The following is a 16440-nucleotide window of genomic DNA, read 5'->3' as shown; positions in this document are numbered from 1 at the left end:
CTGGGCAGCATGGCTGCAACCCCCATTCAATCCCCCATCGAACAGGCCCTGGCGGAGCTCAACGGCAACCTCGCCGAATCCCGCAAGCACGCGACCGACAGCGTGACGGTGCCCAAGGAAACGGCCGTGTGGCTGCGCGATCTGCTCGAGGACATCGCCGAGGGCCGCATGGTGCGCTCCCCCGAGCCCGAGGAGGAGATGACCACGCAGCAGGTGGCTAACTTGCTCGGCGTCTCCCGGCCCTTCGTGGTCAAGCTGATCGACGAGGGCAAGCTCTCCGGGCACAAGGTGGGCACCCACCGCCGCGTGTTCACGCGCGACGCCATCGCATACAAGGACAAGATGGGCCAGCAGCGCTAGCACCCGCCGCGCGATTTGGTTCCCCACCAGCCGGTCTTACACTGCTGGGTATGACCGGCAAGATCCTCCTCTACTACAAGTTCCAGCCCGTCGCGGACCCCGAGGCCGTCCGCCTGTGGCAACGCGACCTGTGCGAGGGGCTCGGGCTGAGGGGGCGGATCCTCATTTCCCCCCACGGCATCAACGGCACCGTCGGCGGGGACATCCGCGCGTGCAAGACCTACGCCAAGAAGACCCGGGAATACTTCCGCGGCATGGAGTTTAAGTGGTCCGAGGGGGGAGCCGGGGACTTTCCCAAACTTAGCGTGAAGGCGCGCGATGAGATTGTGGCGTTCGGGGCCCCGGGCGAGCTCGAGGTGGGCGAGGAAGGCGTGGTGGGCGGCGGCACCCACCTGACCCCGGAGCAGGTGAACCAGCTGGTGGAGGAAAACCCGGACGTGGTGTTCTTCGACGGCCGCAACGCCCGCGAAGCCGAGATAGGCAGGTTCAAGAACGCCGTGGTGCCGGACGTTGATACCACGCACGACTTCATCCGCGAGCTTGAGTCAGGCAAGTACGACTGGATGAAGGATAAGCCGGTGATCGCCTACTGCACCGGCGGCATCCGCTGCGAGGTGCTCACCCCGCTCATGAAGAACCGCGGCTTTAGCGAGGTGTACCAGATCGACGGCGGGATTGTCCGTTACGGCGAGAAGTACGGCAACTCCGGGCTGTGGGAGGGCTCCCTGTACGTGTTTGACAAGCGCATGCACACCGAGTTCGGCGCGCCGGGGGACCCGGACTTCGTGCAGCTGGGCCACTGCGTGCACTGCGGCGCGGACACCAACCAGTTCTACAACTGCGCCAACGAGCCGCAGTGCCGCAACCAGTACTTGAGCTGCGAGGCGTGCCGGGAGCGGGCGCCCTACTGCGCCGACTGCGCGTCGAACGCCAGCATGCCCACCGTGATGACCAGCCACAGCATGGTGAAGGGGACGACTGCCAACCAGAACACGCCCATCCACGGCACCCACCGCTCGTAGCGGTTGAGCTTGCGCACCATGATGATTGCGCAGCCGATCAGGCCCGCCACCGGCGGGATGGACGTGAGCACCGCCCACCACGTGCGCCACGAGCTGGTGCACAGCCAGGTGGCGCCGCCCCCGCTGCACAGCGGGCCGCCCTGGGCGCGCGAGATGAGCCCCAGCACGAGCGCCACTAGCAGCGTGACCGCCACGGTGGCTACGCCATAGATGACGGCATTGCGGGTGGAGGTGCGGTTCTTCTGGGCGGTGACCAAGGGGTCGGGGCCGTCCGCCAGCTCGTCGAAGTCGCGCGGCTCGGGCCGCGCCCGGCTGAAGCGGTCAACGCCAGAAGTGAGGTCATTTTCCGGGTGCTCGCGCATGCCCCCACCCTATTCCGCGCCGCGCGGGTAGATCAGCACCGGCACCGGGGCGAAGCGGATGAACTCACCCTCGGTGGAGCCGACGAAGACGCGGCGGTATAGCTCGGACGGCTGGGAGCCGAGGCACATCAGGTCGCCCTTCTTCCACTTCACCGAATCGATGGCGCGCTTCCACCCCTTGCCCACCGCGATGATGCTGTGCACGTCCAGGGAGTCCGCGCAGCTCGGGTCGATGGACGCGGCCACGCCGAACGCCTCGTCCCGGGCCCGGTCCAGCAACCCGAGGGTGGTCTCGTTCCACTCCGCGGCGTGCTCGGACACCCCGGAGTTCTCCGCGCTGGGCGAGAACGCGATGATGCGCAGGGGCACCCCGAGCACGCAGGCCAGCGTCGCCGCGTAGGGCAGGCCAGAGAAGACCTCGCCCTCGGCCGCGGCGCCCGGTTCCCCGCCGGTGCCGCGGTCAACCACGGCGTAGGTCACGCGGGTGATGCCCTTGCGGGAAAGGTGCACGTCGCGCGGCGCGAGCCCGAGCGGGACCGGGGAGGCGTGCATCAGCGCGTCCGCGGTCGAGGTGGGGCGGAACCGGCCCTTCTGCGTCTTCGCACTCGAGCCCAGCAGGATCAGGTCCGCCGAGAACTCCTGGGCTGACTCGCACAGGCTGTCGGTGAGGTGGGCGCTGGGCGCCAAGTGCGCCGAATGCTTTGCCCACTGGGCGCGCGGCACGTGGGCTTTGAGCACCTTGCGGGCTTGCTGCTCGAACTCGGCGGCGCGGTCCTTGAACCACTTCTTATACTTTTTGCCGCTCAGCGGCTTCTTCCACGAGTTCTCCACCGCCGAGACCACCTGCACCGACACCGGCAGGGAGCGCCCCAGCCAGGCGGCGAACTCCACGGCCTCGGTGCTCAGCGAGTCCCAGCCCACCACCACGCGCAGGGGTCGGCCGCCCGCGGTGCACTCCGCGAGGTCGGAGGTGAAGGAATGGCTAGACATTAGCCAGAATTTTACCCGCCAGATCCGAGCAAAACCGAATCTTTGGCTGCGCAGTTGCAGCTGTTGCAGCTGGTGCAGCTACAGCGCGGCTCTCGGCTCGGGGCGCTGCGTGTAGGCGTTCGCCAGCGCGTCGATGGCGTCGGTGACCTCAGAGATGTGCTCCAAGTTTGCGTCGTCAAGCGTTGCGAACATCTCGGCGAGGAACTTGGTGCGCTCCTCCCCCACCAGCTCGAGGCGCTGCCGGCCCAGGTCTGTGATCTGCACCATCACACCGCGCCGGTCATCCAGCGCCCGCTCGCGCGAGACCAACCCGGCGCGCTCCAGCTGGTTGATGGTGTTTGAGGCAGTGGGCATGCGCACACCCTCCGCCTCGGCCAGCTGGCGGATACGGCTGGGGCCGAACTCGTCCAGCCGCTGCAGGACGGAGAGCTGGGGGCCAGAGAGCGCCGAGTGCTCCGCGGTGCGGAAGTAGGCTACGTAAATCTTGGTCAAAGCGGGGCGGAGCCGACGCGCGACATCAACTGGATCGGGCCCGGTGCCGTTTGTGTCCATCATCACTTCTTACAAGCTCGAGACTTGATACAACGGCTGCCAAGCCTACAGACTGGTCCCCATGTTCGGGTACACGCACGAGTTGTCGCACGAATGGGAGCGCAGGACCACCGTCCGGGACTTTCACGCGGGGCTTGTGCCTATCGACGCCATCTGCGACGCCGACTTCCTCCTCAAAGCCGCCGCCGAACACCACGGCGCCGACTCCGAGCGGCCGTGCCCCGTGTGCGAATCGACGATGCGGGTGGTGACGTGGGTGCACAGCGAGCGCCTCGGCCGGCGCACCAACACCGCCCGCAGCGAGGAGGAAATCGACCGCCTCGTGGCCGAGGTCGGGCCGATCACCGTGCACTTCGTGGAGGTCTGCCGCCACTGCGGTTGGAACTACCTTCTCAAGGAGGTCACGGCTGCGCCTGTCGTGTGATGGCCGAACGCCAAGGTAGGGTGTGCCCTAGTAAAACTAGGAGTAGTACACGCCGCTTCAGCCCGTGACCGCGGGGAAGCGGGAACCGAGCATGCAGGATTAACGGGTGACAGACAATACAACAGGCCGCGCAACCGGCCGCGCTGCCGGTGAGGCCGAGAACGCGGAACCGGAGGTTACAACCGGCGGCAGCACGAAGGTGACCAAGAGGAAGAAGTCGCGCGCGTGGCAGTGGGTGGTCGCGTTCCTGCTGTTCATGGCGCTGCTCGCCGCGGTTCCGCTGACCTGGTTCGCCTACCGCTACGCACAGGCGGACATCCCGCAGCCAAACGAGATCGAGACGGCGCAGATCTCCAACATCTACGCCCAGGACGGCACCACGGAGCTCGCGCGCGTGGTTCCCCCGGAGGGCAACCGCCAGCAGATCGCGCTCGACGCGGTGCCGGTTGAGGTGCAAAACGCCGTCCTCGCCGCCGAGGACCGGGACTTCTGGAACAACTCCGGGTTCTCCTTCACCGGCTTCGCCCGCGCCGCGCTCGGCCAGATCACCGGTAACCCCGGTGCCGGCGGCGGCTCCACCATCACCCAGCAGTACGTGAAGAATGCCCTGGTGGGCAACGAGCACTCCTACGAGCGCAAGGCGCGCGAGCTGGTGTACTCGGTGAAGATGACCAACTCCTGGAGCAAGGAGGAGATCCTCAACGCCTACCTCAACACCGTCTACTTCGGCCGCAACGCTTACGGCATCGAGGCCGCGGCCCACGCCTTCTTTGGCAAGCCGGCGAGCGAGCTGACGCTGGAAGAGGGCGGCGTGCTAGCGGCCTCCATCCAGCTGCCCAGCCAGCTCGACCCGTGGACCAACCCGGAGGGTGCCAGAGCCCGCTGGGATTACGTCATGGACGGCCTTGTGGAGATGGGCGAGCTGACCCCGGAGCAGCGGGCCGGGCTGCACTACCCGGAGACCCGCGACCCCGCCTCCTACTCCGCCTACACCGAAGCGACGGGTGCCAACGGCCTGATCAAGAACCAGGTGATGACGGAGCTGCAGACGCTGGGCATCACCGAGGACGACCTGACCAACCGCGGCCTGCAGATCACCACCACTATCGATTCCGCGGTGCAGGCGGACGTGGAGCGCATTGCCACAGACCGCCTGGCGGGCTTGCAGGACGACGCCCGCACGGCCGTGGTAGCAGTGGAGCCGTCCACGGGCGCGGTGCGCGCCTACTACGGCGGCGACGACGCGAGCGGCTGGGATTACGCCAACGCCGGGCTGCAAACCGGCTCGACCTTCAAGATCTTCGCGCTGGCGGCCGCGCTGCAGCAGGGCATCCCGCTGACCGCCACCTTCGATTCCTCCCCCGTGACCCTTCCGGGCAACATCGAGGTGACCAACTGGGACGGCGGCGGCGGTGGCCTGCTAACCATGAAGGAGGCCACCCGCACCTCCTCCAACACCGCGTTCATGCGCATCCAGGACGACCTGGACAACACCACCCAGGACACGGCCGACATGGCGCACGCGCTCGGCGTGGCCCGCTCTATCCCGGGCATCCCGGTTACCCTGCGCGAGAACGGCGGCCAGCCGTACGAGGGCATCGTGTTGGGTCAGTACCAGTCCCGCGTGCTGGACATGGCGTCTGCCGTGTCCACCCTGCTGGACCGCGGCGTGTACCACCCCGCCCACTTTGTGCAGAAGGTGACCGACGCCGAGGGCGAGGTGCTCTACGAGGTGGACCAGCAGTACGCGGAGCGCCGCCTGGCTGCACAGGTGGCTGACAACGTCATCGAGGCGATGCAGACCGTGGTGGGTTACTCCAACGCCACCCTGGCTGGCGGGCGGCCGTCCGCCGCCAAGACCGGCACCGCCCAGATGGGCGACACGGGCCTGAACAAGGACGCGTGGATGGTGGGCGGCACCCCGCAGCTCGGCGTGGCCGTGTGGGTGGGCACCGCGGACAACACCTCCCCGATCTTCAACGAGTGGGGCGGCAACATGTTCGGCTCCAACACCCCGGCCAAGATCTGGAAGGACGTGCTGGACACCGCCCTGGAGAACCAGGAGTTTGCGGAGTTCCACGAGGCGCTGCCGGTGTACTGGGGCGTCGAGCCCTACTCCGGCGGCACCAACCTGGGTGGGTCGGACTACACCTCCTACAGCACGCCCACCACCGGCGGGTACGCCAACAGCCCGGTCCCGACGCAATCCGCCGCTCCCGCAGCCCCGGCGACCCCGGCACCTGGCCCCGCGCCCGCGCCGGCGCCAGCCCCGGCACCTGCCCCAGCGCCGGCTCCGGCGCCCGCGCCGCTGCCGGCACCCGGCCCCATCCAGGACGCCCTCGGCGGCGTGCTCGAGGGCCTGAACCAGGTCCTCCCCTAGCAGAAAGGTAAGCACCCGTGGAGACACCCGTGGCTGAGCGCCCGGCCGCCGAGGAGCGCACCGAACCGTCAATCTGGCCGCACCCGGCTCGTCGCGTCCAACCCGGGCGCACCGAGCGACTAGCACGCGGCTGGGTCGAGTTCCTGGGCGGGCCAATGGGTCGCTTCGCGCAGATCGGCCGCTCGCGCTTCTGGTCCCCGCTGCGGGCAATCATCGCCGTCGCCTACGTCTTCCTCTCCCTCGGGTTCCTGTCCAAGGCGAACTGCTCGCTGGGCAAGCCCGACGACAGCGGCACGCTGCAGCTGAACTGGGCGGGCAACCGCCAGTACACGTCCTTCTGCTACAACGACGTGGTCCCCCTCTACGGTGCCCGAGGCTTGGACTCGCCGGGCTTTGTTTACGACTACTCCTGGGTCGAGGACGGCATCACCCGCTACATGGAGTACCCGGTGCTGGCCGGGCTGTTCCAGCAGTTCAGCGCGTTTCTTTCGCGCCACACCTACTTCTTGGTGCACCGGCTGCTGCCGGAGGTGGGCTGGTACTTCTGGGTCACGGCCCTGCTGCTCTCCATCATCTGGGTGTGCACCGCGCGCATCGTGGCGGAGCTGGCGGGCAACCGCATCTGGGACACGCTCCTGGTGGTCGGCTCTCCCCTGCTGATCATGCACGCCTTCACCAACTGGGACATCCCCTCGATCTTCTTCCTCGTCGCGGCGCTGCTCGCCGCGCGAAACCGTAGATTCTGGGTCGCGGGCATCATGGTCGGCGCGGGCACCGCGTTCAAACTGTGGCCCCTGTTCGCGCTCGGGGCGTACCTGACCATTGCCATCCGCAAACGCGACTTCCCTCCGTTTGTGAAGATGGCGGTCGCGGCGGCCGCAACCTGGGCCGCGGTCAACCTGCCGGTCTATATGCGCAACCCGGACGCGTGGGGCGAGTTCAACCGCCTCAACACGGAGCGCACCTGGGAGTGGACCACCATCTACGCCGTCATCTCCCGCACCTTCGGGTGGGCCGGGTTCGACACCGGCGGCGGCACCCCGGTGATCCTCAACACCGTCTCCTTCGCGCTCTTCGCGGGCGGCTGTCTCGCGGTGCTCATCCTCGGCCTAAAGGCGCCGCGCACCCCGCGCGTGGCGGAGCTGCTCACCCTCATCGTCGGCTTCTTCCTCCTCTTCAACAAGGTGTGGAGCCCGCAATACTCGATCTGGTTGATCGTCCCCGCGGTGCTCGCGCTGCCCTACTGGCGCCTGCTTCTGACCTGGATGACGGTGGACATGATGGTCTGGCCCGTGCTCATGTGGCACATGCTCGGCGCGGAGAACAAGGGCCTGCCGGGCGAGGTGCTCGACATCGTGGTCATCTGCCGCGACGCCCTGATTGTGACGATCATGGTGTGCGTGGTCCAGCAGATGTACGGCAAGGTGCGCGACAAGGTGGCCGACGCCCACAACGGCCACGACCCTCTGCTCAGCCGCCCCGTTGACTGGGAGACCCCCGCCGAAGGCTGGGCGCCGGAGGCCCGACTGGTGCCGGAGGCGCAGGCGTGATCAACACCACCACGGTTCTCGGGATCGCTTCCATTTTCGTGGCGTTCGCACTGTTCATGGCGTCTTTCTACATGGCGCTGAAGAAGCGCAAGCGCGAGGCCATCATCCTCGGTGCGACCGCCTTTGTGTTCATGACGGTCATTCCCGTCAGCCTCGCGCTGTTCGGCGCGGTGCCGAATCCCTCGTGAGGGGTGTGGGGGGTTTGTTTGTAAAGGGGGCGTCGGCAAGCAAAAGCCCCTGCTTTTTGCGCCTGTGAGCTGGCGGGGTACTGTTGTGGGGTTGCTTGACGTAAGCGACCCTCCTGCCACCGCCACAAGGGCGGTGGCCGATCAAACCAAGACCATAGGAGGTGATGAGGTCCGTGCGTCACTACGAAGTAATGATCATCCTCGACCCGCAGCAGGATGAGCGCACCGTTGCCCCGTCCCTGGACAAGTTCCTCGAGAACGTCCGCAAGGATGGCGGCAAGGTGGAAAAGGTTGATGTGTGGGGCAAGCAGCGCCTTGCGTACCCGATCAACAAGAAGGAAGAGGGCATCTACGCCGTGGTCAACCTCGAGTGCGAGTCTGACACGGTCAACGAGCTCGACCGCGTCCTGAACCTGAGCGAGACTGTACTGCGCACCAAGGTGCTGCGTACCGACAAGTAGAACCGGCTAGGCTCGTCACACGAGATCTATTCACCCGGAAGGAACAATCATGGCGCAAGGCGACACTCCCATCACCGTTGTTGGCAACCTGGTTGCTGACCCGGAGCTCCGATTCATCCCCAGCGGCGCACCCGTTGCGAACTTCCGCATCGCGTCCACCCCGCGGACCTTCAACCGCGAGACGAATCAGTGGGAGGACGGCGAAGCGCTGTTCCTGAGCTGCAACTGCTGGCGCCAGATGGCCGAGAACGTCGCCGAGTCCCTGACCAAGGGCATGCGCGTGATTGTGAACGGCCGGCTGAAGCAGCGTTCCTACGAAAACCGCGACGGCGAGAGCCGCACCGTGTTCGAGGTTGAGGTCGACGAGATTGGCCCCTCCCTGAAGTACGCCACAGCCAACGTGTCCCGGACCCCGCGTGAGGGCGGCTCCGGATACGGCGGCGGCCAGCGCCAGGGCGGCCAGAACCAGGGCGGCGGCTTCGGCGGCGGCCAGAACCAGGGTGGTGGCTTCGGCGGCCAGAACCAGGGCGGGTTCGCGGGCCAGGGCAACCAGGGCCAGTACGGCTCGGGCCAGGGCCAGCAGAACCAGGGTCACCAGAACCAGGGCCAGCAGTCCCAGCCCGCGGGCGACCCGTGGAACTCCGCGCCCGCCTCCGACGGTTTCGCAGGGATGGATGACGAGCCTCCGTTCTAAACGCGGTTAAACAGACGAAAACCCACACACAACGTTTCAACTACAAGGAAGGTTAGGATTCATGAAACTGATCCTCACCGCTGCCGTTGAGAACCTTGGTGAGCCCGGCGACATCGTCGAGGTCAAGGACGGATACGGCCGCAACCTCCTGCTCCCGCGCGGTCTGGCCATCCCGGCGACCCGCGGCGCAGAGAAGCAGATCCAGGACATCCAGCGCGCGCAGGCCGAACGCCAGGTCCGCGACATTGAGCACGCAAAGGAGCTGCGCGATCAGCTCGACCAGCTCACCGGCGTGAAGGTTGCCGTGCGCACCTCCGAGTCCGGCAAGCTGTTCGGCTCCGTTACCGCGGCCGACATCGCTGACGCGGTGAAGACCGCAGGCGGCCCGTCCCTGGACAAGCGCCGCATTAACGTGCCGAAGGGCCTTGTGACCAAGACTGGTGGCTACCAGGTGAAGGTCGCTCTCCACGACGACGTGGAAGGCAAGATCAACTTCGAGGTCGTTGGAGCCTAGTTCGCTTCACGACGATCGCTGGTAAACGCGATCCAACGACAACAGCATTTCGGCCGCGGGGCCCGCTTGTGAGGAGCGGGCCCCGCGGTCTTTTTCTACGACGCGGAGGCGAACGCGAGGGGGAGCACCTCGGTGCCGAAGCGCTGCGCGAGGTCCGCCGCGGCGACCGTTACCGTCCAGCCGGAATCGACCACGTCCGTGACCAGCAGGATGGGGCCCTGGGTGGTCGCGTCGACCCCGCTGTAGTCGAAGTAGCGGTCGAGCGCGTTGACGCGGAAGGCGGAGTTGCGGGCCTGGATCTCCTGCGGGCCCGCCGCCACCGCGCCCGCGAACTGCATCCTGCCCACCTCGGCGAGCGCCGCCGCGGTGGCCTCAACCATGGCGCTGCGGGCGGGGTCGGGGGAACCCAGGGCCACAACGGATACCGGGCGTTGCGCCCAATCCCAGCCGGCGAGGACCTCGACGAAGCGGCGCAGCCATTGGTCCTGGCGCCAGTCCGCGGCGGGGCGGTACGCGCTGTCGCGCAGGAGGGCGGTGAGGGCGGGGCCGCGGGCGACATCGTTCAACCGGCCCAGCGCCTTGCCCGGCAGCACGCCCGGGATTTTGCCCTTGCGGGCCGAGCCGGTGGGCCACTGCTTGCGCTGCGGCAGGGGGATACCCGGGGCTTTGAGCTGGGCATCCATCCGCTCGGCGAGGGCCGCGTCCACCTCTACCGGCAGGTGGTTGCCGGTGCAGTTGTCGCAGCGCCCGCACACCTCTCCCTCCGCCACCGTCGGGTCATCCAGCTCCCGGCGCAGGAAGATCATGCGGCACTGATCGGTGGCTTCGTAGTCCAGCATGAGGTTCTGCTCGCGTTCCCGGGCATTGGCCAAACCGGCGTAGCGCTCCTCGTCGTACTCCCACGTTGCGCCGGTGGACAGCCAGCCGCCGCGAACCCGCTCCACAGCGCCGTCCACGTCCAGCACCTTCAGGGCTTGGTCGATGCGGGTGCGGGAGAGGTCCACGACGTTCTCCAGCCGCTGAGTGGAGACGGGCTCGGAGGTGTCGAGCGCCGCGAGCAGCTGGCGCACCGTTTGCTCCGGCGGCATGGACACGGAAGCGAAGTACTCCCAGATGCGTGCATCCTCCGGGCCGGGGAGGAGCACCACCTCGGCGTGGTCGGTGCCACGGCCGGCGCGGCCGATCTGCTGGTAGTAGGAGACCGGGGAAGACGGGGCACCGAGGTGGATGACAAAGCCGAGGTCCGGTTTGTCAAAGCCCATGCCCAGTGCCGAGGTAGCCACAAGTGCCTTCAGTTCATTCGCTATCAGTGCCTGCTCGAGCCGCTCACGCTCTTCGGCCTCGGTACGGCCGGTGTAGGCCGCCACGTTCCAGCCCGCGGTATCGAGCGCCTCGGCGAGGTCGTGCGCCTCGGAGACGGTCAGGCAGTAGATGATGCCGGAGCCCTCGACGGTGCTGAGGTACTGCGCGATCCAGGCGGCCCGCCTTGTCGGATCCGGCAGCTGTACCACGTTGAGCGCCAGCGATTCGCGGTCCAGCCCGCCGCGGATGCTTCCCGTGTCCGCGCCGAGCTGCGCCACCACGTCCGCGACCACACGGTCATTCGCGGTGGCCGTGGTGGCAAGGACGGGTGTGGTGGCCGGCAGATCCCGGATCAGCAGCGCGATGCGGCGGTAGTCCGGGCGGAAATCGTGGCCCCAGTCCGAGATGCAATGGGCCTCATCCACCACCAGCATCCCAATCCCGCCGGCGAGCTGGGGGAGTACCTCGGCGCGGAAGCCGGGGGAGTTGAGGCGCTCGGGGCTAATCAGCAGCAGGTCAAGGGAGCCGATCCCGGCCTGGATGGCGTCCCACTCCGTAGCGTTGGCCGAGTTGATCGTGGCAGCCCTGATACCGGCCCGTGCTGCGGCCGCAACCTGGTTGCGCATGAGCGCGAGCAGGGGAGAGACGATGAGCGAGGGGCCGTGACCGGCCTCGCGCAGCAGCTTGGCCGCGATGAAGTAGACCGCGGATTTGCCCCAGCCGGTGCGCTGGACGACGAGCATGCGGCGGCGCTGGTTCACTAAGGCGTCGATGGCGGCCCATTGGTCGTCCCGCAGCTGGGCACCGGGGCCGGCGATGCCCTGCAGGAGGTGGTTGGCGTGGTCGCGGGTGGCGTTCATGGCGCTCACCCTATAGCACGCCTCCGACATCATCGCTGAGCTGGGAATACGTTCTCCGCGCGGGCGGCCATAAACTCGGCGATCTCGGCCGGGTCGGCGAGGAAGTCGCGCATGGCGCGGAACGGGATCGTCTCTTCCACGGACACGCCCCGCACGCACTCGGTACCAGTGCCCGCGCCACTGCCCGCGCCAGTGCCCGGGGCGCGGCGAACCTCGAAGATCTCGGCGCCGGGCACGGCGAGCAGGATGGGGGAGTGCGTGACCATCAGCACCTGCGCACCGGCCGCGGCGATGGCGTGCAGCTGTGCGAGCAGCGCCATCTGCGAGACCGCGGAGAGCCCGGCCTCTGGCTCGTCCAGGATGTAGAGCCCCTCCGGGGTAAACCGTGACGTCGCATCCAAGATTGACTCGCCGTGCGAGCGCCTCAGGAACTCGCCGTAAGAGCTGGCAGTGCCGTTGTGCGTCTCGGAGCGCAGGAAATAGCCGGCCTTGGCGCGGGGATCGCCGGTGATAGCGATCGAGCCGTAGAGATCCCCGCGGGGGCCGGGCAGCTGGGCGCCGTGCGTGCCGCCGGTGAGCGGGAAGCCGTACGCGCGCGCCACGGCCTCGAGCAGCGTCGACTTGCCGGATCCGTTCGGGCCGGTCAGGGCGGTCACGGAGTGGGTGAGGGCGATGGGCCCGGCCGCCGACAGGTGCGCGATCACCGGCGCCGCCCGCGCCCACTGGGGCGGGGTGCCGGCCACGGCCACCGTGTCCACCCGCATCAGGGCGCCACCAGGTACTGCGCGGTGCCGAGCGGGTCGGCGATGAACTCGCGGGTGGCGGTGACGGCCTCGGTTGCGTCGAAAAGCAATGGCTCAAGCGACGCGTCCACGATCTGCGCGCCGGGAACCGCGAGGAGGACGGGGGAGTGGGTGGCCATGATGACTTGGCTGCCGCGGCGGCCGAGCACGGTGAGCAGGCCGAGGAGTTCGAGTTGGGTGAAGATGGACAGGCCGTCCTCGGGTTCGTCGAGAAGCAGGAGCGTGCCAGGGCCGACGCGCCGGGTGAGCACGTCCATGATGCCCTCGCCGTGGCTGCGCTCGCGGATGCCCGCAAGCGGATCGCCCGGCAGCGACGCGTGGTACTCGGCCAGGTCGAAGAAGGATTCGCCGCGCAGGAAGAACACGTCGCGCGGGTTCTCGGTGCGCCCGATCCGCAGCGGCAGCGCCGTGACCTGGTCTCCCGCGGCGGTGAACCGCGCATTGCGCGACCCGCCGGAGGGGTTCGCGTGCTTGTCCACGGCCACCGATTCAACAAACGTGGACTTCCCCGAACCGTTCTCACCCGTAAGGATGGTTACGGCGCTGGTGAGCCGGAACGGGCCGGCGGCGAGTCGGCGAACGAGGGGTAGACCGGCGGCGTAGCCGCGCACCGCTCCGTCCAGCCGCACCGTGTCCACGTACATGGTCCGAGTATGCCTGAGCGCGCCGGGGCCGGGGAGTTGGGGGCTGTGGATAACTGTGGGTAACTGTGGGCAACAAAGGCCAGCTCACGGCCCCGGAGGTAGATGCTGGGGGGCATTGGGTGCCGGCGCGCGTTTGTCAAACGCTGTGGTGAGGGGGTTATGCACCGCTGGCGCAGGGCAGTGAGATTTGCAAAATGCGCCATCAGCTGCGGAAATAATGTAGTCCCACGAGGTCCGAGGGTGCGCGTCCACACGTTGTCCACAGTCCCGGGCATGGGGGTGTGGATAACGCCCGGCGGAAACGGGAATTTACTCACAGGGGTTGTGGATAACTTCCCTCGAGGTGGCGGATCCGGGGTACTTCTTCACCGGCTGACCGGGTACGCTGACCGGGTACGCTCACCGGGGAGCAACGACGGGAAGAGAGGGGACCCCACCATGGCCGCAGACAGCAGCTTCGACGACGATTTCGTGCCGCCCCCCGAGCCGGAGGAGGACGCGGCACCGGAGTTCTCGGACGAGGGCAGTGACGGCGGATCCCGCCGCCGCGGGGCGTCACGGTACGACGGGGGGCGCCGCGGCTCGGGCGGATCACATCGGATCTCCCGCGACGAGTACCGCACGCCGCCGCACGACGAGCGCGCGGAGCGATCCGTGCTCGGCGCCATGCTGCTCAACTCCGGCGTGGTGGTGGACATTGTGGACCGCCTGCGCGCGGAGGATTTCTACTACCCGGCAAACCAGCTGATCTTCAGCGCGATCGTGGACCTTTACTCGGAGGCGAGCGAGATCGATGTGCTCATCGTCTCCGGCCGCCTCGACCGCTTCAACCAGCTCGAGCGCGTTGGCGGCGCCCCGTACCTGCACACGCTGATCTCCGAGGTGCCTACCGCGGCCAACGCGATGTACTACGCCAGCATCGTGGAGGAGAAGTCCATCCTGCGCCAGCTGGTCAGCGCCGGCACCCACGTGGCCCAGTTGGGGTACGAGGGCGACGAGGGCATGGAGGTTGAGGCGCTGGTGGACCGCGCCCAGCAAGAGGTCTTCGCCATCACGCGCAACGACCGGGGTCAGGACTTCCGCGCCCTGTCCGAGCTGCTGAAACCCACCATCGACGAGCTGACCCAGATTGCCGCGGGCGGCGCGCTGGATCAGGGCGTGCCCACCGGGTTCATCGACTTGGACAACCTCACCAACGGCCTGCACGCCGGCCAGATGGTCATCGTGGCGGCGCGACCCGGCGTGGGCAAGTCCACGCTCGCGCTGGACTTCATGCGCTCGTGCTCCATCCACCACGGCAAGACCAGCGTCATCTTCTCGCTGGAGATGAGCGCATCCGAGATCATCATGCGCCTGCTCTCCGCCGAGACGGAGATCAAGCTGTCCTCCATGCGCTCGGGGCAGATGGAGGAGCGCGACTGGGAAAAGCTGACCCGGCGCCTTACCGAGATCCAGGACGCGCCCCTGTTCATCGACGACTCCCCGAACCTAACCATGATGGAGATCCGCACCAAGGCCCGCGCCATTAAGCGCCAGCACGGGCTCGACCTGGTGGTGCTGGACTACCTGCAGCTGATGAGCTCGGGCAAGAAGGTGGAGTCGCGTCAGCAGGAGGTCTCTGAGTTCTCCCGCCAGCTCAAGCTCCTGGCTAAGGAGCTGGAGGTGCCCGTAATCGCCATCTCCCAGCTCAACCGCGGCCCGGAGGCCCGCACCGACAAGAAGCCGCAGCTGGCGGACTTGCGCGAGTCCGGCTCGCTGGAGCAGGACGCGGATATGGTGTTCCTGCTCTACCGTCCGGATTCGCAGGACCGCGACGACGAGCGCGCGGGCGAGGCCGACATCATCGTGGCGAAGCACCGCGGCGGCCCCATCGACACCATCCCCGTGGCCCACCAGCTGCACTACTCCCGCTTTGTCAACATGGCCCACGGGTAAGGGGCAATTGCTTTTCGACGTTCGCTGTCCAAGCCGCAGGGCACCTACGCCAGCGCCACGCCCTTCTGCTCGGGGAGCGTGAACGCGGCCGCGCAGGCCACCGCGAACGCCGCCGCAAAGACGCTGAACACTGCGATGTTGCCGCCGAACGCCAGCACCGGCGGGACGATGAGCGGGGCCAGGATGGAGCCGATGCGGCCGAAGGATGCGCCCGCGCCCGTGCCGGTGGCGCGGATGGCGGTGGGGTAGAGCTCCGGGCCAATCGCGTACAGCGCGCCCCACGCGCCGAGGTTGAAGAAGGAGAGGAGGCACCCGGCCGCGATGATCTGCCACTCGGCCGTAGCCAGGCCGTAGAGCAGGGCGGAGACCGCGGAGCCTCCGAGGAAGACGGAGAGTGTGGAGCGGCGGCCCCAGACCTCGATGAGCCACGCTGCGGCCGCGTAGCCGGGCAACTGGGCGAGGGTGATGATGAGGGTGAAGCTGAAAGAACGCACCAGCGTGAAGCCCTGGCCCACCAGCAGTGACGGGATCCAGGTGAACGCGCCGTAGTAGGCCAGCGACACGCAGAACCAAACGGTCCAGAACGCGGCTGTGCGGGCGCGCAGGTCCGGGCCCCAGATGCCCCCGCGGATCGCTACCTCCTTCGGTGGGACGGAAACGTCGTAGTCAGCGGGGTCGGCCTCGGCCTCGAAGGCCCGAACGATGTCCTCCGCTTCCTCGTGCCGGCCCTTGGATTCCAGGAACCGCACCGACTCGGGCAGGCCCATCCGCACGTACAGCGCGTACAGCGCCGGCACCGCGCCGAGCGCGAGACCCCAGCGCCAGCCGGTCTCGCTCTGGGCCACGATGAAGGTGCCAATGATGGCGGCCAGGATCCAGCCGACGGCCCAGAACGCCTCGAGGAGAACAACCATGCGTCCGCGCACTCTGCGGGGCGAGAACTCGCTGACCATCGTGGACGCGACAGGCAGCTCGCCGCCGAGACCAAGCCCGACGATGAAGCGGAACACCATGAGCATGCCAACCGAGGTGGCCAGTGCGGAGGCGCCGGTGGCGATGCCGTAGATCAGCAGCGTCGCGGCGAAGACTTGGCGGCGGCCGATCTTATCCGCGAGCAGGCCGGCGAGTGACGCGCCGATGGCCATACCGATAAAGCCCACCGACGCGATCCAGGAGGTGGTGGACTTCTCCAGGTCCCAGTGGACCGCTAGTGCGGCGATGATGAAGGACACCAGGCCGATGTCCATGGCGTCCAGCGCCCAGCCGATGCCGGAACCGAACAGGAGGCGGCGGTGTTTCGGGGTGACCGGCAGGCGGTCCAGGCGTTCAGTGCGTGTGAGCTGCTGCGATGCGTCCATGCCGGGGAAGCGTACCCGTTTCCCAGGGCTGCGTGTTGGCC

The 16440-nt window shown here is 67.6% G+C and carries 17 protein-coding genes; 10 read left to right on the top strand and 7 right to left on the bottom strand.

Annotation, left to right across the window (positions count from 1 at the left end; translation table 11 throughout):
• Nucleotides 1–9: 9 nt before the first annotated feature.
• Together BN4252_RS06910 and trhO are read left to right on the top strand one after the other, a co-directional pair.
• Nucleotides 10–360 carry an excisionase family DNA-binding protein gene (locus BN4252_RS06910; RefSeq protein WP_222859811.1) on the top strand — a complete coding sequence of 117 codons (351 nt, stop codon included), beginning with the start codon at nt 10–12 and terminating at the stop codon, nt 358–360.
• A 50-nt stretch (nt 361–410) separates the two neighbouring features.
• Nucleotides 411–1382, top strand: coding sequence for an oxygen-dependent tRNA uridine(34) hydroxylase TrhO (trhO, locus tag BN4252_RS06905; protein ID WP_078056820.1), 972 nt, complete (start codon nt 411–413; stop codon nt 1380–1382).
• Here the strand turns inward: trhO and BN4252_RS06900 are convergent.
• The 3 genes from BN4252_RS06900 to BN4252_RS06890 all read right to left on the bottom strand — a co-directional run bounded on the left by BN4252_RS06900 (nt 1265) and on the right by BN4252_RS06890 (nt 3226).
• Nucleotides 1265–1744, bottom strand: coding sequence for a hypothetical protein (locus BN4252_RS06900; RefSeq protein ID WP_066528046.1), 480 nt, complete (start codon nt 1742–1744; stop codon nt 1265–1267). The genes trhO and BN4252_RS06900 overlap by 118 nt on opposite strands.
• A 9-nt stretch (nt 1745–1753) precedes the next feature.
• On the bottom strand, nt 1754–2734 hold the full coding sequence (locus BN4252_RS06895) for a universal stress protein (protein WP_066528045.1): 981 nt from the start codon (nt 2732–2734) through the stop codon (nt 1754–1756).
• Between the two features lie 78 nt (nt 2735–2812).
• Nucleotides 2813–3226, bottom strand: coding sequence for a MarR family winged helix-turn-helix transcriptional regulator (locus tag BN4252_RS06890; RefSeq protein ID WP_316244772.1), 414 nt, complete (start codon nt 3224–3226; stop codon nt 2813–2815).
• A 121-nt stretch (nt 3227–3347) separates the two neighbouring features.
• Between BN4252_RS06890 and BN4252_RS06885 the strand changes: the two genes are divergently transcribed.
• From BN4252_RS06885 to rplI, 7 genes are all read left to right on the top strand, one after another.
• The gene (locus tag BN4252_RS06885; protein ID WP_066528042.1) at nt 3348–3710 is read left to right on the top strand and encodes a DUF5318 family protein; all 363 of its coding nucleotides are present in this window, start codon (nt 3348–3350) and stop codon (nt 3708–3710) included.
• Nucleotides 3711–3816: 106 nt separating this feature from the next.
• A complete protein-coding gene (locus BN4252_RS06880; RefSeq protein WP_392389925.1) occupies nt 3817–6090 on the top strand; it encodes a transglycosylase domain-containing protein in 2274 nt (757 codons plus the stop codon).
• Nucleotides 6091–6245: 155 nt separating this feature from the next.
• Entirely contained in the window at nt 6246–7640 is a 1395-nt protein-coding gene (locus tag BN4252_RS06875; protein ID WP_078056861.1) for a glycosyltransferase family 87 protein, read from the top strand.
• Nucleotides 7637–7828: a hypothetical protein gene (locus BN4252_RS06870; RefSeq protein ID WP_230208596.1), complete on the top strand. Its 192-nt coding sequence runs from the start codon at nt 7637–7639 to the stop codon at nt 7826–7828. The genes BN4252_RS06875 and BN4252_RS06870 overlap by 4 nt, the downstream gene beginning before the upstream one ends.
• A 173-nt stretch (nt 7829–8001) precedes the next feature.
• Nucleotides 8002–8289, top strand: coding sequence for a 30S ribosomal protein S6 (gene rpsF / locus BN4252_RS06865; RefSeq protein ID WP_187370942.1), 288 nt, complete (start codon nt 8002–8004; stop codon nt 8287–8289).
• 49 nt (nt 8290–8338) lie between these two features.
• Nucleotides 8339–8983 (top strand): single-stranded DNA-binding protein, encoded by a 645-nt coding sequence (locus tag BN4252_RS06860; RefSeq protein WP_066528036.1) that lies wholly within the window; start codon nt 8339–8341, stop codon nt 8981–8983.
• Between the two features lie 61 nt (nt 8984–9044).
• Nucleotides 9045–9497 (top strand): 50S ribosomal protein L9, encoded by a 453-nt coding sequence (gene rplI, locus BN4252_RS06855; RefSeq protein WP_066528033.1) that lies wholly within the window; start codon nt 9045–9047, stop codon nt 9495–9497.
• A 95-nt stretch (nt 9498–9592) separates the two neighbouring features.
• On the opposite strand, the gene BN4252_RS06850 is transcribed toward rplI, so the two are convergent.
• The 3 genes from BN4252_RS06850 to BN4252_RS06840 are packed head-to-tail and all read right to left on the bottom strand — an operon-like array spanning nt 9593 to nt 13106.
• Nucleotides 9593–11659, bottom strand: a complete 2067-nt coding sequence (locus BN4252_RS06850) for a RecQ family ATP-dependent DNA helicase (protein ID WP_066528030.1) — start codon at nt 11657–11659, stop codon at nt 9593–9595.
• 29 nt (nt 11660–11688) lie between these two features.
• Complete coding sequence (locus BN4252_RS06845; protein ID WP_066528025.1) at nt 11689–12423, bottom strand: AAA family ATPase; 735 nt, start codon at nt 12421–12423, stop codon at nt 11689–11691.
• Nucleotides 12423–13106 carry an AAA family ATPase gene (locus BN4252_RS06840; RefSeq protein ID WP_066528024.1) on the bottom strand — a complete coding sequence of 228 codons (684 nt, stop codon included), beginning with the start codon at nt 13104–13106 and terminating at the stop codon, nt 12423–12425. Before BN4252_RS06840 ends, BN4252_RS06845 begins: the two co-directional genes overlap by 1 nt.
• A gap of 438 nt (nt 13107–13544) precedes the next feature.
• Here BN4252_RS06840 and dnaB point away from each other — a divergent pair, with 438 nt between their 5' ends.
• Nucleotides 13545–15041 (top strand): replicative DNA helicase, encoded by a 1497-nt coding sequence (gene dnaB / locus BN4252_RS06835; protein WP_066528023.1) that lies wholly within the window; start codon nt 13545–13547, stop codon nt 15039–15041.
• A 44-nt stretch (nt 15042–15085) separates the two neighbouring features.
• Here the strand turns inward: dnaB and BN4252_RS06830 are convergent, their stop codons facing one another.
• A complete protein-coding gene (locus BN4252_RS06830) occupies nt 15086–16399 on the bottom strand; it encodes an MFS transporter (protein ID WP_066528020.1) in 1314 nt (437 codons plus the stop codon).
• Nucleotides 16400–16440 lie beyond the last annotated feature (41 nt).

It is taken from the genome of Corynebacterium bouchesdurhonense (genome assembly GCF_900078305.2).
In the GTDB taxonomy this organism is placed as follows: domain Bacteria; phylum Actinomycetota; class Actinomycetes; order Mycobacteriales; family Mycobacteriaceae; genus Corynebacterium; species Corynebacterium bouchesdurhonense.
This window is presented reverse-complemented; position numbering and strand designations above follow the sequence as displayed.